27 protein-coding genes are annotated in these 25701 nt (G+C 68.9%); 16 read left to right on the plus strand and 11 right to left on the minus strand.

Annotated elements, in window-relative coordinates:
• Positions 1–801: a DNA-formamidopyrimidine glycosylase family protein gene (locus AC0LPE_RS16650; RefSeq protein WP_490604849.1), complete on the plus strand. Its 801-nt coding sequence runs from the start codon at positions 1–3 to the stop codon at positions 799–801.
• Here AC0LPE_RS16650 and AC0LPE_RS16655 read toward each other — a convergent pair.
• Positions 771–1439, minus strand: a complete 669-nt coding sequence (locus AC0LPE_RS16655) for a TetR/AcrR family transcriptional regulator (protein WP_490604850.1) — start codon at positions 1437–1439, stop codon at positions 771–773. The genes AC0LPE_RS16650 and AC0LPE_RS16655 overlap by 31 nt on opposite strands.
• Positions 1440–1464: 25 nt before the next feature.
• Here AC0LPE_RS16655 and AC0LPE_RS16660 point away from each other — a divergent pair, with 25 nt between their 5' ends.
• Positions 1465–2490, plus strand: a complete 1026-nt coding sequence (locus AC0LPE_RS16660; protein WP_490604851.1) for an oxygenase MpaB family protein — start codon at positions 1465–1467, stop codon at positions 2488–2490.
• 53 nt (positions 2491–2543) lie between these two features.
• Complete coding sequence (locus AC0LPE_RS16665; RefSeq protein WP_490604852.1) at positions 2544–3065, plus strand: hypothetical protein; 522 nt, start codon at positions 2544–2546, stop codon at positions 3063–3065.
• 52 nt (positions 3066–3117) lie between these two features.
• Here AC0LPE_RS16665 and glpD read toward each other — a convergent pair whose 3' ends face one another.
• Complete coding sequence (gene glpD / locus AC0LPE_RS16670; RefSeq protein WP_490604853.1) at positions 3118–4848, minus strand: glycerol-3-phosphate dehydrogenase; 1731 nt, start codon at positions 4846–4848, stop codon at positions 3118–3120.
• A 116-nt stretch (positions 4849–4964) separates the two neighbouring features.
• Here glpD and glpK point away from each other — a divergent pair, with 116 nt between their 5' ends.
• Positions 4965–6479 carry a glycerol kinase GlpK gene (gene glpK / locus AC0LPE_RS16675; RefSeq protein WP_088897669.1) on the plus strand — a complete coding sequence of 505 codons (1515 nt, stop codon included), beginning with the start codon at positions 4965–4967 and terminating at the stop codon, positions 6477–6479.
• A 39-nt stretch (positions 6480–6518) separates the two neighbouring features.
• On the opposite strand, the gene AC0LPE_RS16680 is transcribed toward glpK, so the two are convergent.
• Positions 6519–7916 (minus strand): NAD(P)H-quinone dehydrogenase, encoded by a 1398-nt coding sequence (locus tag AC0LPE_RS16680; RefSeq protein WP_160874330.1) that lies wholly within the window; start codon positions 7914–7916, stop codon positions 6519–6521.
• 212 nt (positions 7917–8128) lie between these two features.
• On the opposite strand from AC0LPE_RS16680, the gene AC0LPE_RS16685 reads away from it, so the two are divergent.
• Positions 8129–8599: a gamma-glutamylcyclotransferase family protein gene (locus tag AC0LPE_RS16685; protein ID WP_016692814.1), complete on the plus strand. Its 471-nt coding sequence runs from the start codon at positions 8129–8131 to the stop codon at positions 8597–8599.
• On the opposite strand, the gene AC0LPE_RS16690 is transcribed toward AC0LPE_RS16685, so the two are convergent.
• The 3 genes from AC0LPE_RS16690 to AC0LPE_RS16700 form a co-directional block, all read right to left on the minus strand.
• A complete protein-coding gene (locus AC0LPE_RS16690) occupies positions 8596–9762 on the minus strand; it encodes a M20 family metallopeptidase (RefSeq protein WP_016692815.1) in 1167 nt (388 codons plus the stop codon). The two genes, AC0LPE_RS16685 and AC0LPE_RS16690, sit on opposite strands and share 4 nt — an antisense overlap.
• Positions 9759–10919 (minus strand): M20 family metallopeptidase, encoded by a 1161-nt coding sequence (locus tag AC0LPE_RS16695; RefSeq protein WP_016692816.1) that lies wholly within the window; start codon positions 10917–10919, stop codon positions 9759–9761. Before AC0LPE_RS16695 ends, AC0LPE_RS16690 begins: the two co-directional genes overlap by 4 nt.
• 79 nt (positions 10920–10998) lie before the next feature.
• Positions 10999–11697 (minus strand): enoyl-CoA hydratase/isomerase family protein, encoded by a 699-nt coding sequence (locus tag AC0LPE_RS16700; protein ID WP_229565222.1) that lies wholly within the window; start codon positions 11695–11697, stop codon positions 10999–11001.
• A gap of 66 nt (positions 11698–11763) precedes the next feature.
• Between AC0LPE_RS16700 and AC0LPE_RS16705 the strand changes: the two genes are divergently transcribed.
• The gene (locus AC0LPE_RS16705) at positions 11764–12576 is read left to right on the plus strand and encodes a purine-nucleoside phosphorylase (protein ID WP_088897667.1); all 813 of its coding nucleotides are present in this window, start codon (positions 11764–11766) and stop codon (positions 12574–12576) included.
• Positions 12573–14072 (plus strand): phospho-sugar mutase, encoded by a 1500-nt coding sequence (locus AC0LPE_RS16710; protein ID WP_088897666.1) that lies wholly within the window; start codon positions 12573–12575, stop codon positions 14070–14072. Before AC0LPE_RS16705 ends, AC0LPE_RS16710 begins: the two co-directional genes overlap by 4 nt.
• A gap of 36 nt (positions 14073–14108) precedes the next feature.
• Here AC0LPE_RS16710 and AC0LPE_RS16715 read toward each other — a convergent pair whose 3' ends face one another.
• Positions 14109–14810 (minus strand): MspA family porin, encoded by a 702-nt coding sequence (locus AC0LPE_RS16715; protein WP_202399490.1) that lies wholly within the window; start codon positions 14808–14810, stop codon positions 14109–14111.
• A gap of 165 nt (positions 14811–14975) precedes the next feature.
• On the minus strand, positions 14976–15599 hold the full coding sequence (upp, locus tag AC0LPE_RS16720; RefSeq protein ID WP_016692821.1) for a uracil phosphoribosyltransferase: 624 nt from the start codon (positions 15597–15599) through the stop codon (positions 14976–14978).
• A 112-nt stretch (positions 15600–15711) separates the two neighbouring features.
• Between upp and AC0LPE_RS16725 the strand changes: the two genes are divergently transcribed.
• Genes AC0LPE_RS16725 through AC0LPE_RS16745 form a run of 5 tightly spaced genes read left to right on the plus strand, consistent with a single transcriptional unit; the run spans position 15712 to position 19062 of the window.
• Positions 15712–16047, plus strand: a complete 336-nt coding sequence (locus tag AC0LPE_RS16725) for a type VII secretion target (protein WP_160874338.1) — start codon at positions 15712–15714, stop codon at positions 16045–16047.
• Positions 16044–17039, plus strand: a complete 996-nt coding sequence (locus AC0LPE_RS16730; protein ID WP_088897664.1) for a C40 family peptidase — start codon at positions 16044–16046, stop codon at positions 17037–17039. The genes AC0LPE_RS16725 and AC0LPE_RS16730 overlap by 4 nt, the downstream gene beginning before the upstream one ends.
• Before the next feature lie 59 nt (positions 17040–17098).
• The gene (locus AC0LPE_RS16735; protein ID WP_088897663.1) at positions 17099–17413 is read left to right on the plus strand and encodes a hypothetical protein; all 315 of its coding nucleotides are present in this window, start codon (positions 17099–17101) and stop codon (positions 17411–17413) included.
• Complete coding sequence (locus AC0LPE_RS16740) at positions 17410–17757, plus strand: YbaB/EbfC family nucleoid-associated protein (protein WP_145693336.1); 348 nt, start codon at positions 17410–17412, stop codon at positions 17755–17757. Before AC0LPE_RS16735 ends, AC0LPE_RS16740 begins: the two co-directional genes overlap by 4 nt.
• A gap of 60 nt (positions 17758–17817) precedes the next feature.
• A complete protein-coding gene (locus AC0LPE_RS16745; protein WP_229565223.1) occupies positions 17818–19062 on the plus strand; it encodes a SatS C-terminal domain-containing protein in 1245 nt (414 codons plus the stop codon).
• A gap of 141 nt (positions 19063–19203) precedes the next feature.
• Here AC0LPE_RS16745 and AC0LPE_RS16750 read toward each other — a convergent pair whose 3' ends face one another.
• Genes AC0LPE_RS16750 through AC0LPE_RS16760 form a run of 3 tightly spaced genes read right to left on the minus strand, consistent with a single transcriptional unit; the run spans position 19204 to position 22041 of the window.
• A complete protein-coding gene (locus AC0LPE_RS16750) occupies positions 19204–20289 on the minus strand; it encodes an adenosine deaminase (RefSeq protein WP_088897660.1) in 1086 nt (361 codons plus the stop codon).
• A gap of 56 nt (positions 20290–20345) precedes the next feature.
• Positions 20346–21680, minus strand: a complete 1335-nt coding sequence (locus tag AC0LPE_RS16755) for a thymidine phosphorylase (protein WP_202399491.1) — start codon at positions 21678–21680, stop codon at positions 20346–20348.
• Positions 21622–22041 (minus strand): cytidine deaminase, encoded by a 420-nt coding sequence (locus AC0LPE_RS16760; RefSeq protein WP_088897658.1) that lies wholly within the window; start codon positions 22039–22041, stop codon positions 21622–21624. Before AC0LPE_RS16760 ends, AC0LPE_RS16755 begins: the two co-directional genes overlap by 59 nt.
• A gap of 254 nt (positions 22042–22295) precedes the next feature.
• Here AC0LPE_RS16760 and sdhC point away from each other — a divergent pair, with 254 nt between their 5' ends.
• Genes sdhC through AC0LPE_RS16780 form a run of 4 tightly spaced genes read left to right on the plus strand, consistent with a single transcriptional unit; the run spans position 22296 to position 25688 of the window.
• On the plus strand, positions 22296–22703 hold the full coding sequence (gene sdhC / locus AC0LPE_RS16765) for a succinate dehydrogenase, cytochrome b556 subunit (RefSeq protein WP_071935442.1): 408 nt from the start codon (positions 22296–22298) through the stop codon (positions 22701–22703).
• A 1-nt stretch (position 22704) separates the two neighbouring features.
• Complete coding sequence (locus AC0LPE_RS16770) at positions 22705–23145, plus strand: succinate dehydrogenase hydrophobic membrane anchor subunit (RefSeq protein WP_088897657.1); 441 nt, start codon at positions 22705–22707, stop codon at positions 23143–23145.
• Between the two features lie 15 nt (positions 23146–23160).
• A complete protein-coding gene (gene sdhA / locus AC0LPE_RS16775; RefSeq protein ID WP_016692833.1) occupies positions 23161–24912 on the plus strand; it encodes a succinate dehydrogenase flavoprotein subunit in 1752 nt (583 codons plus the stop codon).
• A complete protein-coding gene (locus tag AC0LPE_RS16780) occupies positions 24912–25688 on the plus strand; it encodes a succinate dehydrogenase iron-sulfur subunit (RefSeq protein WP_229565227.1) in 777 nt (258 codons plus the stop codon). The genes sdhA and AC0LPE_RS16780 overlap by 1 nt, the downstream gene beginning before the upstream one ends.
• The last annotated feature ends 13 nt before the right edge of the window (positions 25689–25701 follow it).

Raw genomic sequence — 25701 nt, forward strand, 5'->3', positions numbered from 1 at the left:
GTGCCCGAGGGAGACACCGTGTTCCGCGCCGCGCACCGCCTCCGAACGGCACTGGAGGGAAAGGTGCTCACAGAGACGGACTTCCGCGTTCCGCGTTTCGCCACGGCCGATTTCACCGGGTGCACGGTCGACGAAGTGGTCTCGCGGGGCAAGCACCTACTCGTCCGCGTCGCCGACGTCTCGATCCATTCGCACCTGAAGATGGAAGGCGAATGGCACGTCTATCCGCGCGGAACACGGTGGCGCAAGCCCGGATACAAGGCGCGCATCGTGCTCGGCACCGAGGACGTGCAGGCGGTGGGTTTCGAACTCGGCATCGTCGAGGTGCTCGCCCGTGACCGGGAGGACGATGCAGTGGGCCATCTCGGGCCGGATCTGCTCGGTCCCGATTGGGATCCCGAGCGTGCGGCGGCGAATCTCGTGCGCGACCCGGACCGTCCGATCGGGGTGGCCCTGCTCGATCAGCGCATCATGGCCGGCGTCGGGAACGTGTACCGCTCCGAATCGTGCTTCCTGCGGGGCGTCGATCCGTGGACCCCGGTCGCGCAGGCCGGGGATCCCGCTGCGTGGGTCGACCTCACGCATCGGTTGCTGGTCGCGAACCGCGACCGGACGACCCGTATCACCACCGGCGACCGTCGTCCGGGCCGCAATCTGTGGGTCTACGGGCGTCGCGGGAAGCCGTGCAGACGCTGCCATACCCCGATCCGGTTCGGCGAGATCGGCACCGCGACCGATCCCGAGCGGGTGGTCTACCGGTGCCCGCGATGTCAGCCGCGCCCGGAAGGATCCCCGGCCTGATCGTCCTGCAGGCACGCCGCCCTGCCGGCGTCCTCGACGAGCGCTACGCAGTGCCGGACGAGGGTCTCCCGCGACACCGCGAGGTCGCCTTCGAGATACCCCATGAACAGGCTGGTGAGGGCGCCGACGACACCCACTGCCACCATGTGGCGCTCCCCCTCGTCGCCGCCCGGCGGCAGTTGGTCGCGGACCAGCGCGACGAAGGTCGGCGCGAGTTCGATACCGCGCCGGCTGATCGCGGGTTCGCGCAACGGAGCGAGGAGGAGCACGCGCCCCTTCGCGGGATCGTCGACCATGAGCTCGACGAACGCCCGCACCGCGGCCTCGGCCCGGCCGAGGGTGGGGGCGGAGAGCACCGCCTCGGTCAGCGCGTCGCGGGCGCGGTCGGCGACGTGCGCGTAGACCTCGCGGACGAACGTGTCGCGGTCGGTGAAGCTCTCGTAGAAGTACCGTTCGGTGAGTTCGGCGGCCCGGCACACGGCCCGGACGTTCGCCGCCGCGCCGTCGGGCGCTCCGAGCAGGTCGACGCCCACCGCGAGGAGACGTTCCCTGCGCAGCCGACGGCGTTCGTCGATGCCGACGCCCGCCCAACTGCGGCGCGTGGTGTCCACCTTGTCGCTTCCCGTCGTTGACTGCATGCCCGCCGAATCCTACTCTGACAACATGCGTAGTCAGGGTTCCGTCGGGCCGGACACCGCCGAGTCGTCGCACCACGCGGCACCGCGCCCTGCGCGGCCGGACCTCCCGGAACCCCTGGGTCCCGATTCCTCGACCTGGCGATACTTCGGCGGGTGGCGCGGCATGCTCTTCGGGCCGTGGGCGGGGTCGATGCAGAACATGCATCCCGGACTCGGCGCCGGGGTCGAGGAGCACTCGAAGTTCTTCGACGAAAGATGGGAACGGCTCTACCGGTCGCTGTACCCGATCTACGGCGTCGTCTTCGACGGCCCCCGCGCCCCGGAGACCGCGGCGAAGGTGCGTGGCTACCACAACACCATCAAGGGGATCGACAAGAAGGGCCGCAGGTACCACGCGCTCGATCCCGACACCTTCTACTGGGCGCACGCGACCTTCTTCTACAGCCTCGTCGTCTCCATCGAATGGTTCGACGGTCCGCTCACCCTCGAACAGAAGCACCGTCTGTTCGACGAGCATGTGCAGTGGTACCGGCTGTACGGCATGCCGATGCACTCGGTCCCTGCATCCTGGGAGGACTTCCTCGAGTACTGGGACCGCATGTGCCGCACCGTGCTCGAGGACAACAAGGCCACCCGCGACGTGCTCGACCTGTCGAACCTCGACCGTCCGCCCTTCCTGCGGTGGTTCCCCGCAGGGGTCTGGAAGCTGATCCGCCCACCGGTGACCGCCGGCTTCCTGTGGCTCACCGTCGGCTTGTACGACCCGCCGGTGCGCGAGCTGCTCGGCTACCGGTGGAGCCGACCGGAGGCGGCACTGCACGCTCTCGTCGGTCGCGCGATCGGACTCGGCACGAAACTCGTGCCGTGGCGGTACCGCTACCACCCGCGGGCGCGTGCCGGCTGGGACCGCGCGTTCGGGCGGATCCCGGCCGATACCGGCCTGCTCGAGACACCGGGGCGCAACCTGCCGCCCCTCGACCGCCGCGCCTCGCCGATGCACTACAGCCCGAAGGTGACGGATCCCCACCGTCCCACTTCTGTTTCACCCTGACGCGTCCTGCCGGTAGAGGCGTCGACGAGGGCGTTCTGTGTCACGCTAGCGAGGTGTCCACGCCCTCGTACCTGTTGTCCCGACGGCGCCGTCCCCTGCCGCCGAGTTCGGCGGCCTCCCGTATCAGCGCCTATGTCTACGGCAACATCCTGGTGCTGGCCGCGCTCGTCCCCATCACGACCTCTCCCGAGTACGTCGGGATCGCCATCGTGGTCGGCACCGCGCTCTCGACGTTCATCGCCCATGTCTTCGCGGAGTCGGTCGCCCAATCCGTTCGTTCGGGTGAACAACTCACGCGCAGTGAACGCATCGAGGAACTCCGCGACTCCGTTCCCATCCTGTCGTCGGCGGTCTTGCCCTGTCTCGTGCTCGCCACGGCCTGGATCGGCTGGCTCGAGCCCCGTACGGCACACATCCTCGCCGAGGTCGCCGTGCTGATCCGTATCGGCTCGACCGTGTTCGTCGTGCGCCGGTTGCAGAACCGCAAGCCGAATCACCGGACCGTGATCGCCGCAGTGGGAGTGGCGTTGATCGCGACGATCGTGGTCGTGGTGAAGGTGGTGCTCACGCACTGACCGCCGAGAAGGCGGTGCTCGCGCACCGAGACCCGTCACGAACCGCCCGCGGCTACGTGATGGGCACCGGTTCGAGGATCTCCGGCCGAGCCTCCGGGGCCGCTGCCCTCAGTGCGTCCGCGGATTCGTCGTCGGGTCGGTTCTGCGACTCGATCTCCGCCTCGACGCGCGCCCGGTAGGTCGCGACCTCCCGGTCGATCGTCGCGTCGTCCCAGCCGAGGACCGGAGCGACCAGCCGGGCCGTCTGCTCCGCGCAGTGCAGGCCCCGGTGCGGGTACTCGATCGAGATGCGGGTCCGGCGCGCCAGCAGGTCCTCGAGATGCAGAGCGCCCTCGGCGGCCGCACCGTAGACCACCTCGACCTGTAGATACTGCGGGGCATCGGTCAGCGGTTCGAGCAGTTCGGGCCGGCCCTTCGCGAGGCTCAGCACGTCCTCGACGAGGGAGCCGTAGCGGTCGAGCAGATGCTTGACGCGGTAGGGATGCAGACCGTACTGCTCGGCGAGATGCATGGTCTGGTTGACCAGCGCGAAGTACCCGTCGGCCCCGACGAGGGGCACCTTCTCGGTGATCGACGACGCGATCCGGGCCGGGATGTCCTCGGCCGCGAGATCGACGGCGTCCTCGGCCATGACACGGTAGGTCGTGTACTTGCCGCCGGCGATGGCCACGAGTCCGGGCGCCACCCGCGCGACGGCGTGCTCGCGCGAGAGCTTGGACGTCTCGTCGCTCTCCCCCGCCAGCAGCGGTCGCAGACCCGCGTAGACACCGTCGATGTCGTCATGGGTGAGCGGGACGACGAGCACGCGATTGACGTGGTCGAGGATGTAATCGATGTCGGCCTTCGTCGCCGCCGGGTGCGCCAGGTCGAGATTCCAGTCGGTGTCGGTGGTGCCGATGATCCAGTGATTGCCCCACGGGATGACGAACAGCACCGACTTCTCGGTACGCAGGATGATCGCCGAATCGCTGACGATCCGGTCGCGGGGTACGACGATGTGCACACCCTTCGAGGCGCGGACCCGGAATCGGCCGCGCTGCCGCGACAACGACTGGATCTCGTCGGTCCACACCCCGGTCGCGTTGATCACCGCGTGCGCCTGCACCTCGGTGACCGAACCGTCCTCGCTGTCGCGCACCCGCACACCCGACACGCGGTCGGCCTCGCGCAGAAAACCGACGACCTGCGTCGACGTACGCACGACCGCACCGTAGTGCGCGGCCGTCCGTGCGACGGTCATGGTGTGCCGGGCGTCGTCGACGACCGTGTCGTAGTAGCGGATTCCGCCGACGAGCGAATTGCGCTTGAGACCGGGAACCATCCGCAGGGCGCCCGACCGGGTCAGGTGCTTCTGCGCCGGAACGGACTTCGCGCCGCCGAGACGGTCGTAGAGGAAGATGCCCGCGGCGACGTAGGGCCGCTCCCACACCCGATGGGTGAGCGGGAAGAGGAACTTCAACGGCCTGACCAGGTGCGGGGCCAGGGTCGTCAACGCGAGTTCGCGTTCGCGCAAGGCTTCCCGCACCAGACCGAATTCGAGCTGTTCGAGATAGCGCAGGCCGCCGTGGAACATCTTCGAGGACCGGCTCGACGTGCCGGACGCGAAGTCGCGGGCCTCGACGAGAGCGACCCGCAGGCCACGGGTCGCGGCGTCGAGCGCTGCTCCCGCCCCGACGACACCACCGCCGATGACGACGACGTCGAATTGTTCGGTGGCGAGACGACGCCAGGCGTCGGCGCGCTGTTGCGGTCCGAGGAGTTGCACACCCGATTGGTTGGTCACCGCACCCGCTCCCGTGAGTCGCCGACGTATCCCGATCAAGGGTAGTAGCTTCGGACCCGCAGCGCGCAGCGGAAGCGTTGCCGAACCGAGCCGTCCCCTTCACCCGAGGACCACCTGTGAACCAGTTCATCGCGGCGATCGACCAGGGCACCACGTCCAGCCGGTGCATCATCTTCGACCACGACGGGCGCATCGTCTCGCTCGCGCAGAAGGAACACCGCCAGTTCCTCCCGCGGTCGGGATGGGTCGAACACGACCCGGAAGAACTGTGGCTCAACACCCGTGAGGTGGGCGCCGCGGCACTCGCCAAGGCGGATCTGCGGCGCAGCGACATCGCGGCGATCGGCCTGACGAACCAGCGCGAGACCACGGTGGTGTGGGACCGTACCACCGGAAAACCGGTGTACAACGCGATCGTCTGGCAGGACACCCGCACCGACAGGCTCGTCGAGGAGCTCGCCGGTGACGCCGGACCCGACCGTTACCGCGAGGTCACCGGATTGCCGCTGTCGACCTATTTCGCGGGGCCGAAGGTGCGGTGGATCCTCGACAACGTCGACGGTGCCCGCGAGCGCGCCGAGGCCGGCGACCTGGCCTTCGGCACCATCGACAGCTGGATCCTGTGGAACCTCACCGGTGGTGTCGGCGAGGAGGGCCAGCCGCCCGGACTGCACATCACCGATGTGACCAACGCCTCCCGCACGCTGTTGATGAATCTCGGGACGCAGCAGTGGGATCCGGAGATCTGCGCGGAACTCGGCATCCCGGAGTCGATGCTGCCGGAGATCCGCAGTTCGTCGGAGGTCTACGGGCACGCCCGCGAACGCGGGCCGCTCGCCGGGGTTCCGATCGCCGGCATCCTCGGCGACCAGCAGGCCGCGACCTTCGGTCAGGGCTGCCTGTCCCCCGGCGAGGCGAAGAACACCTACGGCACCGGCAACTTCCTGTTGCTCAACACCGGCACGACCCCGGTCCGCAGCGAGCACGGCCTGATCACCACCGTCTGCTATCGCATCGGCGACGCCCCCGCGGTCTACGCCCTCGAAGGTTCGGTGGCCGTGACCGGTTCGCTCGTGCAGTGGCTGCGCGACAATCTCGGGCTCATCCGGTCCGCCGACGAGATCGAGGCGCTCGCCGCGAGCGTCCCAGACAACGGCGGGGCGTATTTCGTGCCGGCATTCTCGGGATTGTTCGCGCCGCGCTGGCGACCCGACGCGCGGGGCGTCATCGCCGGTCTGACGCGCTTCGTCGAGAAGGGCCACCTCGCGCGGGCGGCACTCGAGGCGACGGCCTACCAGACGCGGGAGGTCATCGAGGCGATGAACGCCGACTCCGGCGTCGACCTGCGCACCCTCAAGGTCGACGGCGGCATGGTCGCCAACGATCTGCTCATGCAGTTCCAGTCCGACATCCTCGGTGTGCCGGTCGTGCGGCCCACCGTCTCCGAGACCACCGCGCTCGGTGCCGCCTACGCGGCCGGTCTCGCCGTCGGTTTCTGGGAGGACGAGGAGGACATCCGCCGCAACTGGACCGCGGACCGCACGTGGGAACCGGCGATGCCCGTCGACGAACGCGAGCGTCTGTTCGGCGAATGGAACAAGGCGGTCGAACGCACCTACGACTGGGCCTGAGCAGGGCGGGATCGCTGCGGATCCCGCCCCGTCCGACGTCTAGTCCAGATCGTCGTGGCGCATCAGCTGGCGGGCGGCCTCGGTGACCGATCCGCTCAGCGACGGGTAGACCGAGAAGGTCTGCGCCAGGTCGTTGACCGACAGGTTGTTCTGCACCGCCAGCGCGATGGGAAGGATGAGCTCGGACGCGGTCGGGGCGACGACCACACCGCCGATGACCACACCGGTCGCCGGGCGGCAGAAGATCTTCACGAAACCGCGCCGCAGGCCGGACATCTTGGCGCGCGGGTTGGTGTTGAGCGGGAGCATGACGGTGCGGGCGGGCACCTCACCCTTGTCGATCGTCGCCTGACTGACACCGACGGCGGCGATCTCGGGTCGCGTGAACACCGCGGCGGCAACGGTTTTCAGCTTGATAGGGCTGACACCCTCACCGAGCGCGTGGTAGATCGCGATGCGGCCCTGCATGGCCGCGACCGACGCGAGCGGCAGCAGTCCGGTGCAGTCACCCGCGGCGTAGATGCCGGGGACGGCGGTGCGGGAGACCCGGTCGACGGGAAGGTAACCGCCCCGGTCGAGTTCGAGTCCGACCTTGTCGAGACCGAGATTGCGGGTGTTGGGTACCGAGCCGACGGTCATCAGCACGTGGCTGCCCTCGACGATCCGACCGTCGGCGAGGAGCACGCGGACGCCGTCCTCCGTGCGTTCGACCCGGTCGGCGCGAGCGTGCTTGACGAGGGTCACACCACGCTCGGTGAGGACTTCCTCGAGCACGAGGGCCGCGTCCTCGTCCTCGTGCGGCAGGATCCGGTCGCGGCTCGAGACGACGGTGACCTGCACGCCGACCTCGGTGTAGGCAGAGACGAACTCGGCGCCGGTGACACCCGAACCCACGACGACGAGGTGCTCGGGCAGCTTCTCGAGGTCGTAGAGCTGACGCCAGGTGAGGATCCGCTCACCGTCCGGCTCCGCGCCGGGCAGGATGCGCGGGCTCGCGCCGGTCGCGATCAGCACGACGTCGGCGTCGAGCACCTTTTCCTCGCCGGTCAGCAGCTTGGCGCGCACCTGGTGGGCGGCCATGCCGGGCTGGGTGTCGACGAGTTCGCCGTAACCGGAGTACAGCTTCACCCCGGCGGCCTCGAGCTTGGTGCGGATGTCGGCGGACTGCGCGCGGGCCAGGCTCTTCACACGGCTGTGGACCTGCGGCAGCGACACCTCGGCGCGTTCGAGTTCGATGCCCAGGTCGGCGGCGCGGCGCATGTCGGTGCGCACGCCGGTCGAGGCGATGAACGTCTTGGAGGGGACGCAGTCGAAGAGCACGCAGGCGCCACCGATCCCGTCCGAATCGATCAGTGACACCGTCGCGCCGTACTGGGATGCCACCAGCGCCGCCTCGTATCCTGCGGGGCCGCCGCCGATGATGACGATCCGGGTCATTGTTCTCCTCTGTATCGATTCCGAAGGGTGCCGGGTCGGGCTGCACGTGGGCGCCTGGTGGGCACACACGTCGGTCTCAACGCTATGCCAATGCCCCCACCTCGCGCACAGGGACCGGTGGACCCGGCCCACCGGAGTCCTCCGACACTCCTCGCCTGTCCCTGCGCCGCCCCTCCGACGACTCCGGTGGACGACGGGTTAGCCTTATCCTCGTGCCGATCTACGCCGCCTACGGGTCCAACATGCATCCGGAGCAGATGCTGACGCGCTGCCCGCATTCGCCGATGGCGGGAACCGGGTGGTTGCACGGTTGGCGACTGACCTTCGCCGGCGCCGACATCGGCTGGGAGGGTGCCCTCGCGACGGTCGTCGAGGATCCCGATTCCAAGGTGTTCGTCGTGCTCTACGACGTGCCGGAGGACGACGAGCGCAGTCTCGACCGCTGGGAGGGAGCCGAACTCGGTTTCCACCGCAAGATTCGCGTGCGCGTCGACACGGCCGACGGCCCGGTCCTCGCGTGGCTGTACGTCGTGGACGGATACGAGGGCGGCCTGCCGTCGGCACGCTATCTGGGTGTGATGGCCGACGCGGCCGAGATCGCCGGAGCGCCCGCCGACTACGTTCGGGATCTAAGGACCCGTAACAGCCGCAACGTCGGACCGGGACGACCCGACAGCTTCTAGCGCTCTCGGCTCGCGCCGAGCGCCAGATTCGTCATCACCCGCACACCTACGGCGAGCGCCCGCTCGTCGAGATCGAAGGTGGGCTGGTGGATGTCGAGTTCGGGCCCGACCCCCGGCCACACCCCGAGCCGTCCCATGGCGCCGGGGACGTGTTCGAGATACCACGAGAAGTCTTCTCCCCCACCGGATTGCGGGGTGTCCGCGAGGGCGTCGGGGCCGGTCGCGCGGATCGCGTCCTCGAACATGCGCGCCGACGCCTCGTCGTTGACCACCGGCGGGACGCCGCGGCGGTAGTTCAGTTCGTAGCTGACGCCGGTGGGCGCGAGCAGACCGTGAACGATCTCGCGGACCATCGGTTCGAGCAGTTCCCAGGTCTCGTGGTCGCCGGTGCGCACGGTGCCCGCGAGCATGCCGGTGCGCGGGATCGCGTTCGGTGCCTTGCCGGCGCTGACCGCACCCCACACCATCACGGTGCCGGTGCGCGGGTCGATGCGGCGGCTGAGCATGCCGGGAAGACCCGTGATGACGGCACCGAGGCCGTAGACGAGATCGCCGGTCAGGTGCGGCCGGGAGGTGTGCCCGCCGGGTGAGTCGAGGACGAGTTCGACGGTGTCTGCGGCCGAGGTGATCGCCCCGACCCGCATACCGACCTTGCCCGCCTCGAGACGCGGGTCGCAGTGCAGCGCGAAGATCCGCGAGACCCCGTCGAGCCCGCCCGCCGCGACGACGTCGAGCGCTCCGCCGGGCATGACCTCCTCGGCGGGCTGGAAGACCAGCCGGACACCGGTCGGGAGTTCGGGCATCGAAGCGAGGGCCAGGCCCGCGCCGAGGACGACGGTGGTGTGGGCGTCGTGTCCGCACGCGTGCGAGACGCCGGGGACGGTCGATTCGAACGGCAGGCCGGTGGCCTCCTGCATCGGCAGGGCGTCCATGTCGGCCCGCAGGGCGATGCGCGGTCCGTCGGCGGGGCCGAGATCGCAGATCAGGCCGGTGCCGCGAGGCAGGACCTTCGGGTCCAGCCCGGCCGCGCGCAGGTGCTTCGCGACGAACTCGGTGGTGGCGTACTCCTGCCGGGCGAGCTCGGGATTCGCATGGATGTGACGGCGCCAGAGCGAGAGGTCCTCGGTGTGGCGGTCCAACCACTTCTCGACGTACGGGTTCATCGGCGGCCGACCTGTTCGAGGAGCCGTGCCCGGTGGACCGGGTCTGTCGCCGCGCGTACGGCGGTCGCTGCGAGCGCGCGCGCTCCGTCGAGTACTGCCCGATCGGCGGACTCGGTGACACACGCGGCCGCGAATGCAGCCTGATGTGTCACCGCGCCACCGGAGTCGAGTCCGATGACCGGATGGATTCCCGGCACCACGTTCGTCACGTTTCCCATGTCGGTACTGCCCAGGGGGCGCGCTCCTTCCTCCTCGACGGGCAGCGGTCGGCGCCCGAGATCGATGATCTCCTCACGATATGCCTGCACCAGCCACGGGTCGGGAGTGAGTTCGGTATAGGTCGGCGAGACCGTCCGGATCCGGTGGTTGCATCCGGTGGCCAGCGCCCCGGCGGCGAAGCAGTTGCGTGCGCGTTCGACGAGGTCGTCGAGGAGTTCGCTCGTCCCGGCCCGCAGGTAGTACAGCAGTTCGGTGTGGCTGGGCACGATGTTCGGGGCCGTCCCGCCCTGCGCGACGATCCCGTGGATCTGTTGCCCGGGATGCAGGTGCTGCCGCAGCAGTCCGACCGCGACCTGGGCGACGGTCGCCGCGTCGGCGGCGTTGAGCCCGTATTCGGGGGCCGCGGAGGCGTGCGCCTCGCGGCCGTCGTACTCGACGGCGATGTCGGCGAGGGCGAGCGAGGTCGCCCCGGTGATGTCGAACGGGCCGGGGTGCACCATCATCGCTGCACCGACGCCGTCGAAGACGCCGCGTTCGAGCATGAGGACCTTGCCGCCGCCGGTCTCCTCCGCGGGGGTTCCGATGACGCGGACGGTCACGTCGAGTTCGTCGGCGAGCGCGGCGAGGCCGATCCCGGCACCCACGGCCGACGCCCCGATGATGTTGTGGCCGCACGCGTGCCCGATGCCGGGCAGCGCGTCGTACTCGGCGCAGAACGCGAGGACGAGTTCGCCGCTGCCGAACCGCGCGTCGAAGGCGGTGGGCAGGTCGGCGATGCCGGTGGTGACCTCGAAATCGTGGGCGCGCAGCACCTCGACGATCTTCGCGGCGCTCCGGTGTTCCTCGAACGCGAGTTCCGGTTCGGCGTGGATGGAATGCGACAGGCCGACGAGGGTGTCGGAAGCAGCCTCGATCGCCGTGGCGTAGTCGGTCGTCACGGGGTCCAGTCTGTCATGCTCACCGCGCCCCGATCGATCGGCGCGTGCGACCGGTTCGTCGACTTCGCGGCGGGGGCGATCAGCCCAGCCGGAAGTTCGACGCGTCGGTCCGGATCTCCAGCGCCGAGATCAGCGGTGCGTGCAGACCGCGCTTGATGCCCGACAGATTCGGTCCGCGGGTGGCGGTGAGCGCCGCGGCCCGCTCGACCGCCGCGGCGAGCACGTCGTCACCGGTGACGGCCTGCTCGGCGATGCCCGCGGTCACGGCGTCCTCACCGCCGTAGCGACGACCGGTGGTGATGGCTTCGACCGCCGTCTGGATCGGCAGACGGGAACGGATCAGCGCGGACATTCCGACGGTGAACGGCATGTTCAGCTGCACCTCGGGCAGGCACCAGTAGCCTCGATCGGCGCGCATCACCCGGAAGTCGTGCACGAGCGCGAGCATCGCGCCGGCACCGAAGGCGTGTCCTTGCACGGCCGCGACCGTCGCCGCGGGGAAGGTGAGCAGCCGCAGGTAGAGGTCGTGGACGGAGTCCAGATAGCCGGGCAGATCCGGCAGGTTCGCGCCGACCCAGTCGATGTCGAGTCCGTTGCTCCAGAACTTGCCGGTCGCCGCGGTCACAAGAGCTGCGGGCCCGTCGTGCGCCTCCACCTCGTCGAGGAGGGAGTGGATCGCGACGAGGCGGTCGGGGTGGAACCGGTTCTCGGAGACCTCCACATCGCGGTCACCGAGATGCAGGACGAAGACGTCGCCGTCACGTTCGAGGTAAGGCATGCGCGTGAGCATACCGCGCCTACTTACCCGCGAGTAACATGCTGTGAGCGATTAGGGTCCGATGCCATGGGAGAACCCGATCACGTCTTCGACCCCGCAGCGGCCGCCGACGCCGCAGCCGCCGCTCTCGCCGAACGGACGGGGGTCGCCGAACACTCCGTCGCCGTCGTCCTCGGGTCCGGCTGGCGGGCCGCGGTCGAAAGTTTCGGCATCCCCGTCGCCACGATCCCGATGAGCGAGCTGCCCGGCTTCGCACCACCGACGGCAGCAGGGCACGCCGGGAACATCCACTCGGTGCGCGCCGGTGACAACGCCGTCCTCGTCCTCGCCGGCCGCGTCCACGCCTACGAGGGGCACGATCTCGCCCGCGTCGTCCATCCCGTGCGCACGGCGGTCGCAGCGGGTGCCCGCACCGTCGTCCTCACCAATGCGGCGGGCGGCATCGATCCCGAGTTCTCCGTGGGGCAGCCGGTTCTCATCTCGGACCACCTCAATCTCACCGGTCGCTCGCCGCTGGTAGGTGCCCAGTTCGTCGACCTCGTCGACGCCTACTCACCGGAGCTGCGCGCGCTCGCCCGCGAGATCGATCCGTCGTTGCGCGAAGGGGTCTACGCCGGTCTGCCCGGGCCGCACTACGAGACACCGGCGGAGATCCGGATGCTGCGCACCCTCGGCGCCGATCTCGTCGGCATGTCCACGGTCCACGAGACCATCGCGGCGCGCGCGGCCGGCGCGCGGGTGCTCGCGGTCTCGCTGGTGACCAACGCCGCGGCCGGCATCACCGGTGCTCCCCTCGACCACACCGAGGTGCTCGCCGCCGGACGCGCGGCCGCGACCCGGATGGGCGATCTCCTGCGCGATCTGGCGGCCCGGCTGTGACGCTGCGATTCGGCACCGCGGGTCTGCGCGGCCCGGTCGGCGACGGACCGGACTGCATGAACGTGCCCGTCGTCGTCCGCACCACCGCCGGACTCGCGGCGTGGCTCGGGGCGAACGGGCAGGGCGACGGCACCGTCGTCGTCGGCCGCGACGCTCGTACGGGCTCGGCGGAATTCCACACCGCCGCCGCGGAGGTTCTCGCCGCGGCCGGCTTCGACGTCGTCGCCCTCGGAGAGCCCCTCCCCACGCCGGTGACCGCCTTCGCGGTGCGGGCGCTGGGCGCCGTTGCGGGCGTGCAGATCACGGCGTCGCACAATCCCGCGGCCGACAACGGGTACAAGGTCTATCTCGCCGACGGAGCGCAGCTGGCCGCACCCGCCGATCGGGAGATCGAAGCGGCGATCGACGCCGTCGGTGCCGCCGCGGACGTGCCCCGGATGCCGGTCGCGCCGTCGGGGGACGACCTCGTCGACCGCTATCTGGCCCGGGTCGCGTCGCTCCCCCGCTCACCGCACCGAGGGGTGCGTATCGCCCTGACGGCCCTGCACGGTGTCGGCGGCGAGACGGCGGTCGCGGCCCTGCGCGCCGCGGGATTCGACGACATCCACGTCGTGGCGTCCCAGTTCGCACCCGACCCGGCGTTTCCCACCGTCGCCTTCCCCAACCCCGAGGAACCGGGCGCGACCGATGCTCTGCTCACGCTGGCGTCCGAGGTCGACGCCGACATCGCGCTGGCGCTCGATCCCGATGCCGACCGTTGCGCAGTGGGTGTCCCGGGCCCGCAGGGGTGGACGATGTTGCGCGGCGACGAGACCGGGGTCCTGCTCGGCGACCGGATCCTCGCGTCGTCGCCGCCCGGCTCGCTGGTCGCGACCACCATCGTCTCGTCGACCATGCTGGGACGACTCGCGGCCGCACGCGGCGCGCGCTATGCGCAGACGCTCACGGGCTTCAAGTGGCTCGCCCGCGCCGGTGACGGCCTCGTCTACGCGTACGAGGAGGCGATCGGGCACTGCGTCGATCCGGACGCTGTACGCGACAAGGACGGCATCGCGACCGCCGTGGTGGTCGCCGACTACGCCGCGGACCTGAAGCAATCGGGCCGGACCTTGCTCGACGCACTCGACGACCTGCATCGCGAACTCGGTGTCCATGTCGGCGATCAGGTGTCGATCCGCGTCGACGACCTGCAGCGCATCGGCGCCGTGATGACGCGGTTGCGTGCGGATCCGCCGACGACCCTTGCGGGTCTGGATGTGACCGCGACCGATCTCGCCGGAAGTCCGGGACCGATGAGCACCGATGCGCTCGTCTTCGTCAGTCGCGCGGACGCCCCGGACGGAACGACGGTACGCGTGGTGGTGCGACCGTCGGGCACCGAGCCGAAGCTCAAGGTCTATCTGGAGGTGGTCACGGAGCGAGACCGCCCGACCGCGGAGGCGACACTCGACGCCCTGCGCGGATGGGCGGCCTCGCTCGGTGACGAGAGCTCCTGACCCGGCCGGACTCGACCGGGTCAGGAGCCGATTCGATCAGACCTGCTGCGGCACACCGTAGGTGACGACGGTGTTCCGGTCGGCGGTGACCGCCTTCAGGTACGGACGGATCATCACCGGTCCGATGGCTCCCGAGACCGAACCGTGCACGCCGGCGATCCGGATGGTCGTCGAGCTGCCGTCGAACTCGAAGTCCTCGACGATCGGGACGGATGTGATGCCGCCCGGTTCGAGCGGGATCTCGATCTCCTGGGACGGGATGATGTCGCCACTGAGCGAACCACCCGACTCCAAGCCGAGATCGAGCGAGGCCCCACCTTCGTTGTCGAGCGAGAGGCCGATGGCCGCACCGTTCTCCACGCCCCACGACAGGCTCGGGGTGATGACGGTGACCGTCGCACCCGGCAGTGCGACCGGGTAGCCGACCTGGAAACCGACCTCCACCGCCGTCCCGGCGAAGTTCGCTGCGTTCGGACCGGTGATCCGAACGGTCGCAACCTCGTCGTGGAAGAACTCGACACTCAGCGGTGAGCTGTCGAGCGGCGGCACCGACTGTGTCGAGGTGTCGGCCTGGATCACTTCGATCGCGTGCCCTCCGTCCAGCGGGAGGATGCGCGAGTTGTCGACAGCGGCCGCAGCCGTGCCGTGACTCGTCACGGCGGCGAGGACGGCGACCGCGCCCACCGAAGCCGCTCCGACACTTCCACGAATCAGTTTGCGGGAGAAGATTCTTGCCATCCCGCCGACCCCATCTCTGGCTGTACCTACGCAGTGGACTTCACACGGAGCACACCGAGCGCAAGAAGAAATCGAGACCTGCGGGTTGTTTTTCGATAACGAGATGACTGCGGTCGGATGTCACATCCGTACCGCCAGTCACACGAGTAACACGCGATGCGCGATCTACCGCGGTCCGAACTGCCTGTCCCCCGCGTCACCGAGACCCGGCACGATGTACTTGTTCTCGTTGAGACCTTCGTCGACCGACGCCGTGACCAACCGGACCGGATGACCCGAGGCAGCAAGGGCCTCGACGCCCTGCGGCGCCGCAACGACACAGATCGCGGTGATGTCCGTGGCACCGCGCTGGGCGAGGATGTCGAGGGTGTGCACCATCGACCCACCGGTGGCGAGCATCGGGTCGAGCACGAAGACGGGAAGACCCGACAGGTCCTCCGGCAGCGACTCCAGATAGGGCACCGGCTCGAAGGTCTTCTCGTCGCGAGCGAGACCGACGAAACCGACCTGCGCCTGGGGAATCAGGGCGTGGGCCTGTTCGACCATGCCCAGGCCGGCGCGAAGGACCGGGACGAGCAGCGGAGGCTGCTGCAACCGCACTCCCGTCGTCACCGCGACCGGCGTCTTCACGTCGAACGTCGCGGTGGGCGCATCGCGCACCGCCTCGTAGACGAGCATCTGGGTGAGCCGCCTCAACGCGTGCCGGAAAGCAGCGTTGTCGCTGCGTTCGTCGCGAAGGATGGTCAGGAGCGAAGCAGCGAGCGGGTGGTCGACGACGAGCGAATCCATGTCCGAAGGATAGAACGACGGAACCGATCGACAGTCGGGTGCGTCGAACCCGACAGGGACGGAACCGCCCGAAGGTGCCGAATCCCACAGCGACGACGCGAGAGGCGACGAGGTGACCGAGTACTCCGGTAGGGACGCGATACGGATCGACACGAGCGCCGTCGGCAGGTTCGGCGACGACGCCGCCGAACTGGCCGCGCGCCTGCACGAGGCCGCCGACCGGACACGGCACGGCGACCCCTCGGCGCTGAGCGCCGCACTGGGCCCGATCGGAGCATCCCTGCTCGCCGCGCTCACCGCCACCCACACCGCCCACGTGCGCGATCTCGGCCGGCTCGGCGACCTGCTCGGCGGGATGGGAGACGCCGCGAAGGCCTCCGCGGCCGCCTACGAGCGCACCACCGACGACACCGCCGCACGACTCGACTCCGTCGCGGAGTCACTGTGATCCCGGCCGATGCGCTCGTCGCACCGCTGACCGGCCTGCTCGACGCGTTCGGCACCGCGGCGCCACCCGGCGTGGATCCGGGTGAGATGGTGCGCATCGGTGCACAGTGGGCCGAGGAGGTACACGCGGCCGGGCGCGACGCCGTCGCCGAACTCGCCTGGGCCTGGGGCGGCCCGGCCGCCTCGCAGGCGATCGCGAGTGCCGAGCAGGTGCTCACCGACGTCCTCGCGGCGGCCGATCGCGGGTCGGCACTGGCCGGGATCGCGCTCGAAGCAACCGTCACGGTGGTCACCGGTGCGGCCGAGATCGCTCGTCTCGTCGACTCGTTCGTCACCTTCGCCGACCAGGCCGCACCCGTGACGTCGCTTCCGCAGGGTCAGCTCGCACTCCTCGCGGTGGCGATCGACCACCTCGTCGCCGGGCTGGACGTGCTGACACGGGTGACCGGAACCCTCGCGGAGCTGACCGATCGGGCGTCCGCGCTCCTCCCACCCGAGCCCTCCGCTCCCCCGATCGGCTCCGGCGACCACCGCGGCACCGACCCGACCGGTGACGAGCCACGCACGCTGCGCACCTTCGGTGGAGGGTTCTTAGCGGGCGTGGAGGTGCGACTCCCGGACGGCAGCGTCAGCCGGGCACCGAACGAGACCGCGGCGGCAGCGGTGCGTCACGCCCTCGCCCAGCAGGGCACCCCGTACGTGTGGGGCGGCACGAGTCCGGGCTCCGGGCTCGACTGCAGCGGGCTGACGCAGTACGCCTACGCGCAGGCCGGCGTCGAACTGCCGCGGTTGGCCCAGGAACAGGACGTCGGCACACGGGTAGATCCTGCGGCCGCCCTGCCCGGAGACCTCGTCGTGTGGGACGGGCACGTGGCGATGGTGGTGGGCAACGGCCTCATGGTCGAGGCGGGGGACCCCGTCTCCGTGTCGCCGATGCGCACCACCAACGGCGCAATGGCCTTCCACGGCGTCTACCGACCGACCGCCGGTTGATTCCGGAGAATTCCGCACCGGAGGGGAACCGGCCGGACTCGCGCTGCGTCCAACCCGATATGGACAGCACGACGACGGAACCGATCACGGCCACCGCCCACAACCGGGCCGGGACGATCTCGGTGCGGACGACGGACGGTGGACTGCCGGTGGACCTTCGCATCGACCCCCGCGAGTTACGTTACGGAGCACGGCAACTGGCCGATCAGATCCTCGCCCTGAACCGGCAGGCCGCCCTCGAGGCCGCGGTGGTCCGCGGCGAACGCCTCGCCGCCGAAGGTGTCCCCCGCGAGATCCTCGACCGGATGCGGCTGCCGTCCCGTGCCGACCTGGCGGACGGACCGACCGATCGTCGAGGAGGTCTCGTCCGATGAGCGAACGGATGGTGGAGGCGATCGTCGATCGGGCCCATGTCCGGCTCGATGCGCTCGAACGCACGGTGGAGCGGCTCGGTGCGGTGCGGGGCACCGCGAGCAGTCCCGACGGACGGGTGACCGCCCGCGTGGACGGTTCGGGAGCGCTCGAAGGACTCGAGCTGGCCGAGCCGATCGGCGGCACCGACACCCGCGAATTGGCCACGTTGATCCTCGCGACCGTGCACGAGGCCGCGCGGCAGGCCGCTGCCGCGCGTGTCTCCGCGATGGACGAGCTCCGCGGGGCCCTCTCCGCGAGCGACGACGGTCCGGTCACCGTCGGCGACCGTCCGGTAACGCGATGAAACCGATAGCGAGCCGCCCCCGGCTATATTCTCGGCGCCGACATGGCTAGGCTTCGCGCCATGGCTGGAGACATCGTCCCGATCGAGCTCGGTCTCACCGACGGCAACCTCGTGACGCTCTGGGCGCCGCGCTGGCGCGAAGGCGACGACGAGTGGGAGGCATTCCTCGGCCACGGCGACGATCTGTACGCCTTCCCGTCGGTCCCCGAGCTCGTCGCGTTCGTGCGTTCGGGTGCCGACAACGACCTCGTCGAGCACGAGGCATGGCCGATCGTGTCCAAGCTCGCGGCCTCGGAGTTCGAGCCCGACGAGCCGCACACCTACGACCTCGTCGGCGTACCCGAGCTCGTGGCCGACGACCCGGATCCCGTCTCGGTGTCCGAGCTGCAGGACACCTTCGACATCGTGAGCATCCTCGGCGACGTCTGCGATCTCGACGTCGTGTCGAAGTTCTTCGAACGCGAGGAGATCGACCTCCTGCTGCAGCACGGTGTCTCGGCCTTCCGCACGCGTGAGGGCCTCGACCTGTGGAATCGCGTCGGCACCGCGGTCGCGCAGGACTGGGACGGCGTGATCGACGCGCTCGATGCCGTGATCTCCACTCCCGACGTCGACGCCGCAGTGGTCGCCGAGATCGAATCCGAGCTCGTCGCGGTCGACGAGAACGAGGTCGAGGCGGACGACACGGTCGAGGACGTCGACGACGACGACGAGTACGAGTTCATCGACGGTGACGACGACGAAGAGGACGACGGCTACGAGTTCTGGACCCGGGTCGGCATCGATCCCATCCGGATCATCACGACCGCCGGCACCTGGTACTCGCTGCGGTGCTACGTGAACGACGACGCCGTCTTCCTCGGCCACGACGGCACGATCGACGTCTTCCCGTCCGAGCGCGCGCTGGCCCGCCACCTCGCCGACAACCACGACCACGACCTCGCGACGCTCGAGCCGTACACGGAGATCCAGCTCGCGGCCGTCGACGGATCGCTCGACGTGACGGTCACCGACGACAACGTCTACGTGCTCACCGGCATCGCCGACGACATCGCCGGAGGTGTCGCGGCCGTCGATCCCGATCAGCTCGAACTCGCGGTCGAGTTGTTCGTCGACGCAGCGAACTTCGCGGACGACGACTCGACGGAGGCCGCGCTCGCCGCGTCCACGGAACTCGGCTGGTTCGTCAACCACGTGATCGAACCCGATTCGGGACGCACGGCACCCAAGCCGCCGTTCGACACCGAGTCCCTCGCCTGGCGCGAACTCGAGCGCGAGTTCGAGGCACGACTGCGCCGGCACTGACGCGGGTCGCGTCGGGTCGGCACTGACGCGGGTCGACTCGGGCACTCCGGCGCGCGAAGTGGTCACAAGAGCGCGTTGGAGCGCGCTCCGATGACCATTTCCCGCTCCGCGCCCCATAGAGGTATCTGCGGGTCGCGGTCTCTACCCGACGAGGACGGCGTAGCCAGGTTTGATGACGTCGTCGATCAGGTCCAGCCGCTGGTCGAACGGGAGGAAGGCCGACTTCATCGCGTTGATCGTGAACCGTTCGAGGTCGACCCAGCCGTAGTCGAAGGTCTCGACGAGCCGCACCATCTCCTGCGTCATCGTGGTGTCGCTCATCAACCGGTTGTCGGTGTTGACGGTGACGCGGAAGCGCAGGCGGGCCAGCAGGTCGAAGGGATGCTCGGCGAGGGTGCGCACCGCGCCGGTCTGCACGTTCGACGACGGGCACAGTTCGAGCGGGATGCGCTTGTCGCGGATGTAGTTGGCGAGCCGGCCCAGAGTGGCGGTTCCGTCGTCGTGCACTTCGATGTCGTCGACGATGCGTACGCCGTGGCCGAGCCTGTCGGTGCCGCAGAAGGCGACCGCTTCGTGGATGGACGGGAGCCCGAACGCCTCGCCGGCGTGGATCGTGAAGTGTGCGTTGGCCGCGCGGGTGTACTCGAAGGCGTCGAGATGACGGCTCGGCGGGTTGCCCGCTTCGGCGCCGGCGATGTCGAAACCTGCCACGCCGCGGTCCCGGAAGCGCACGGCGAGTTCGGCGATCTCCAACGAACGCGCCGCGTGCCGCATCGCGGTGAGCAGGCAGCGCACCCGGATACGTCGACCTCCCGCCGCCACCTCGGATTCCCCGGCGCGGAAACCTTCGAGGACGTGCTCGACGACCTCGTCCAGCGACAGACCTTTCTCCAGGTGCTGCTCGGGTGCGAAGCGCACCTCGGCGTACACCACGCCGTCGTCGGCGAGGTCGAGGACGCATTCGCGTGCGACCCGTTCGAGCCCTTCTGCCGTCTGCATCACGGCGACGGTGTGCTCGAAAGTCTCGAGATAGCGCTCGAGCGACCCACTGTCGGCGGATTCGCGGAACCACCGGGCGAGATCCGCTTCGGTGTCCGCGGGCAACGACCACCCGCACGCGTCCGCGAGTTCGAGGACCGTCCGGGGACGGAGGCCGCCGTCCAGGTGGTCGTGGAGGACCACTTTGGGTGCGGTGCGAACGAGTTCGGGAGTCAGACGGCCGTTCATGATCGGGACGGTAGTCGGCGGCGGCCGGTTCCGCTCGGTCTCCGGCCGCCGGGACCCTACGCCCGGATCCGTTCGATGACGAGCGGCTGCCGGTCGGGGGCCGTGTCGGAGATGCGGACACCGCCGCGGAGGGCGGCGAGCGCGTCGAGGATACGTCCCGGGGTGTCGGTGTGCAGCGTCGCGATCGGTTGTCCCGCGCGGACGCGATCGCCGAGGACCGCGTGCAGTTCGATACCGGCCCCGGGCTGGACGTCCTGACCCTGCCGTTCGCGGCCGGCTCCGAGACGCCACGCGGCGATGCCCACCGCGTACGCGTCGAGCTCGGAGAGCACCCCGTCCGCGTCGGCGTGGAAGGTCTCGATGTGGGTCGCGACCGGCAACGGCGCTGTGGGGTCGCCACCCTGGGCGGCGATCATCGCGTTCCACCGGTCCATCGCGGTGCCGTCGCGCAGCCGGTCGGCGGGGTCGACGTCGTCGACACCGGCGGCCTCGAGCATCTCGCGGGCCAGGGCCAGGGTCAGCTCGACGACGTCGTCGGGTCCGCCGCCGGCGAGCACCTCGACGGACTCCCGGACCTCGAGCGCGTTGCCCGCCGTACGCCCGAGCGGGCTGTCCATGCGGGTGAGCAGGGCCGTCGTGGGCAGCCCTTCGTCGGTGCCGAGCTCGACCATGGTGCGTGCCAGTTCGCGGGCCTCGCCGAGTTCCTTCATGAAGGCACCGCTGCCGACCTTCACATCGAGGACGAGGGCTCCGGTGCCCTCGGCGATCTTCTTGCTCATGATCGAGCTGGCGATGAGCGGGATCGATTCGACGGTTCCGGTGACGTCGCGCAGCGCGTAGAGCTTGCGGTCGGCGGGGGCGAGATCGGCGCTCGCCGCGCACACGACCGCACCGACGGCCGGGTCGCTGAGGATCTCGGCGATCTCCGCGGTGGTCAGATCGGCCTTCCAGCCGGGGATCGCCTCGAGCTTGTCCAGGGTGCCGCCGGTGTGACCGAGACCGCGGCCCGACAGCTGCGGGACGGCGACGCCGCACGCCGCGACGAGCGGGGCGAGCGGCAGGGTGATCTTGTCCCCCACACCGCCTGTCGAGTGTTTGTCGACGGTGCGCAGGCCGAGCGCGGAGAAATCGAGGCGACGACCGGAGTCGATCATGGCGGTGGTCCAGCGTGCCGTCTCGGCCCGGCTCATGCCACGGAACCAGACCGCCATCGCCAGGGCCGACATCTGGGCGTCGGAGACGATCCCGTGGGTGAACGCTTCGATGACCCAGTCGATCTCGGCGCCGGAGAGTTCGTGGCCGTCGCGCTTGCGGCGGATGACGGTGACGATGTCAGGCACGGCGGTCCTCGTTCTCCCGCACGGCCGCCAGATCGTCGGGGCCGAACGCATCGGGGAGGAGCTCGGAGAGACGACGCGGGCCGCCCTGCGCGTCGACCTCGAGATCGGGGCCGCCGTGTTCGAGAAGCACCTGCCGGCACCGGCCGCACGGGGTCAGGACGTGGCCTCGGGAGTCGCAGACGGCGACGGCCCGGAGGCGGCCTCCACCCTGGGCGAACAAGTTACCGACGAGTACACACTCGGCACACAGACCCAGTCCGTGTGAGACATTTTCCACATTGCACCCGAGGACCATCCGACCGTCGACGGTGAGGCCGGCGGCCCCCACCGGGAACCCGGAGTAGGGGGCGTAGGCTCGACCCATCACCTCATGTGCTTTGGCGCGCAACATTTTCCAGTCGATGTCCGGCATGGTTCATCATCCTGTCACGGTGGCGTGGGCGACGGTAGGCGACCCCCACCGCGCCAGATCACAGTTGGAAAGGCAAACCTAACTTCGCATTTGGAGCCCTGTACGAATGGGGGCGGAGATTAGTTCCCGAGTTTGGGATGGGTCTAGAGTCGATCCAAGTCGGTTCAGGTTCACGTCGGGCCCGTACTGCGGAATCCCCCACAGGTAGGAGCAGCTCGACGCGTCCACCATTGACGTTGGAGGCACAGCACTCGATGAGCAGCACGACTGAAGCCGCCCCCGCAAAGGCGGGGCGCACACGGTCGCTTTACCGGGGAGACCCCGGCATGTGGTCCTGGGTATTGCACCGGATCACGGGCGTGGCGACATTCTTCTTCCTTTTCGTCCACGTCCTCGACACCGCACTCGTCCGGGTCAACCCCGAGACCTACGACGCGGTGATCGATACGTACAAGAACCCGATCGTCGGCCTCATGGAGCTCGGCCTGGTCGCGATGGTCCTGTACCACGCACTCAACGGCCTGCGGGTCATGCTCGTGGACTTCTGGTCGAAGGGCCCGAAGTACCAGCGCGTGATGCTCTGGACGATCCTCGCGATCTGGTTCGTGGTGATGATCCCCGCGGCCGTTCGCATCCTCTTCAACACGTTTGCGGGGCACTGACATGACCGAAGCGAAGACTCTGGGTAAGGAATACGACCGGCCCGCCGGCCTCGACAACCCGCGCACGCCGCGGCGTGCCGCGAAGAACAACTTCGAGCTCTACGCCTGGTTGTTCATGCGCCTGTCCGGCCTGGCCCTGATCATCCTGGTCCTCGGTCACCTCTTCATCATGCTGATGCTCGATGACGGCGTGCACCGCATCAACTTCGCGTTCGTCGCAGGCCGCTGGTCCAGCCCGTTCTGGCAGGTCTGGGACCTGTCGATGCTGTGGCTCGCACAGCTCCACGGCGGTAACGGTCTGCGCACCGTCATCGCGGACTACGCACGTAAGGACTCCACCCGGTTCTGGCTCAACACGATCCTCGTCGTGTCGATGATCCTGATCATGGGCCTGGGCACCTACGTGATCTTCACCTTCGACCCGAACATCCCGGCGAGCTAGGGGAGCCGACCCTTCATGCAGGAACATCGTTACGACGTAGTCATCGTCGGCGCCGGCGGCGCCGGCATGCGTGCGGCCATCGAAGCCGGCCCGCGTGCGCGCACCGCAGTGCTCACGAAGCTCTACCCCACCCGCAGCCACACCGGCGCCGCTCAGGGTGGCATGTGCGCCGCCCTCGCGAACGTCGAAGAGGACAACTGGGAGTGGCACACCTTCGACACCGTCAAGGGTGGCGACTACCTGGTCGACCAGGACGCTGCGGAGATCATGGCCAAGGAGGCCATCGACGCCGTTCTCGACCTCGAGAAGATGGGTCTTCCGTTCAACCGGACGCCCGAGGGCAAGATCGACCAGCGTCGCTTCGGTGGTCACACCCGCGACCACGGTAAGGCCCCGGTCCGTCGCGCGTGCTACGCCGCCGACCGCACCGGCCACATGATTCTGCAGACGCTGTACCAGAACTGCGTCAAGCACGACGTCGAATTCTTCAACGAGTTCTACGCGCTCGACATCACCCTCACCGAGACCGAGAACGGTCCCGTCGCGACGGGTGTCATCGCGTACGAGCTCGCGACCGGCGAGATCCACGTCTTCCACGCCAAGGCCATCGTCTTCGCGACGGGTGGCTCGGGCCGTATGTACAAGACGACGTCGAACGCCCACACCCTCACCGGTGACGGCCTCGGCATCATCTTCCGCAAGGGCCTGCCGCTCGAGGACATGGAGTTCCACCAGTTCCACCCGACGGGCCTGGCCGGTCTCGGCATCCTCATCTCGGAGGCCGTGCGCGGTGAGGGCGGCATCCTCCGCAACGCCGACGGCGAGCGGTTCATGGAGCGCTACGCCCCCACCATCAAGGACCTCGCGCCCCGCGACATCGTCGCCCGCTCGATGGTGCTCGAGGTGCTCGAGGGTCGCGGCGCCGGACCGAACAAGGACTACGTCTACATCGACGTGACCCACCTCGGCGAGGACGTCCTCGAGGAGAAGCTCCCCGACATCACCGAGTTCTCCCGCACCTACCTCGGTGTCGATCCCGTCACCGAACTCGTGCCGGTGTTCCCGACCTGCCACTACGTCATGGGCGGTATCCCGACCAACGTCGACGGCGAGGTCCTCCGCGACAACGAGAACGTCGTGCCCGGCCTGTATGCGGCCGGCGAGTGCGCGTGCGTGTCCGTCCACGGCGCCAACCGTCTCGGCACCAACTCGCTGCTCGACATCAACGTCTTCGGTCGTCGCGCCGGCATCGCCGCCGCGGAGTACGCCAACAGCACGAAGCACGTCGAGATGCCGGAGCAGCCGACGAAGTACGTCGACGACTGGCTCGATCTGATCCTGCACCAGGGCGGCAAGGAGCGGGTGGCCGACATCCGTACCGAGCTGCAGCAGACGATGGACAACAACGCGTCGGTGTTCCGCACCGAGGAGACGTTGACGCAGGCGCTCAACGACATCCACGAGCTGAAGAAGCGCTACAAGGAGATCACGGTCCACGACAAGGGCAAGCGCTACAACAGCGACCTGCTCGAGGCGCTGGAGCTCGGCTTCCTCCTGGAGATGGCCGAGGTCACCGTCGTCGGTGCGCTGAACCGCAAGGAATCGCGTGGCGGGCACGCCCGCGAGGACTTCCCGAAGCGCGACGACGAGAACTTCCTCAAGCACACCATGGCGTACAAGGTGGGCGAGGAACTGATCTCCGACATTCGCCTGGACTACAAGCCGGTGGTCCAGACCCGGTACGAGCCCATGGAGCGTAAGTACTGATGACAACCATCGAGAAGACCGACACGGGCGCGTCGACACTGCCACCCGTGCCCGAGGGCGCGACGATGGTCACCCTCAAGATCGCCCGGTTCAACCCGGAGGACGACAAGGGTCAGCACTGGGATTCGTTCCAGGTGCCGGCACTGCCGTCCGACCGTCTGCTCAACCTGTTGGGCTACGTCAAGGGTTACCTCGACGGCACGCTCACCTTCCGTCGCAGCTGCGCCCACGGCGTGTGCGGCTCGGACGCGATGCGTGTCAACGGCGTCAACCGTCTCGCCTGCAAGATCCTCATGAAGGACATGCTGGACAAGAACGGCAAGGACGTCACGATCACGATCGAGCCGATCCGTGGCCTTCCGGTCGAGAAGGACCTCGTCGTCGACATGGAGCCCTTCTTCGACGCCTACCGCGCCGTGAAGCCGTTCCTCATCGCCTCCGGCAACGAGCCGACCCGCGAGCGTATCCAGTCGCAGGCCGACCGTGCCCGGTTCGACGACACCACCAAGTGCATCCTGTGCGCGTGCTGCACCACCTCGTGCCCGGTGTACTGGAGCGACGGCAGCTACTTCGGCCCCGCCGCGATCGTCAACGCGCACCGGTTCATCTTCGATTCGCGTGACGAGGGTGTCTCCGAGCGTCTGGACATCCTCAACGACAAGGAAGGCGTGTGGCGCTGCCGCACCACCTTCAACTGCACCGACGCGTGCCCCCGTGGCATCCAGGTGACGAAGGCGATCCAGGAGGTCAAGCGCGCGCTCATGTTCGCTCGCTGATCACCTCGCACGA

Source organism: Rhodococcus sp. S3 (assembly GCF_058211795.1).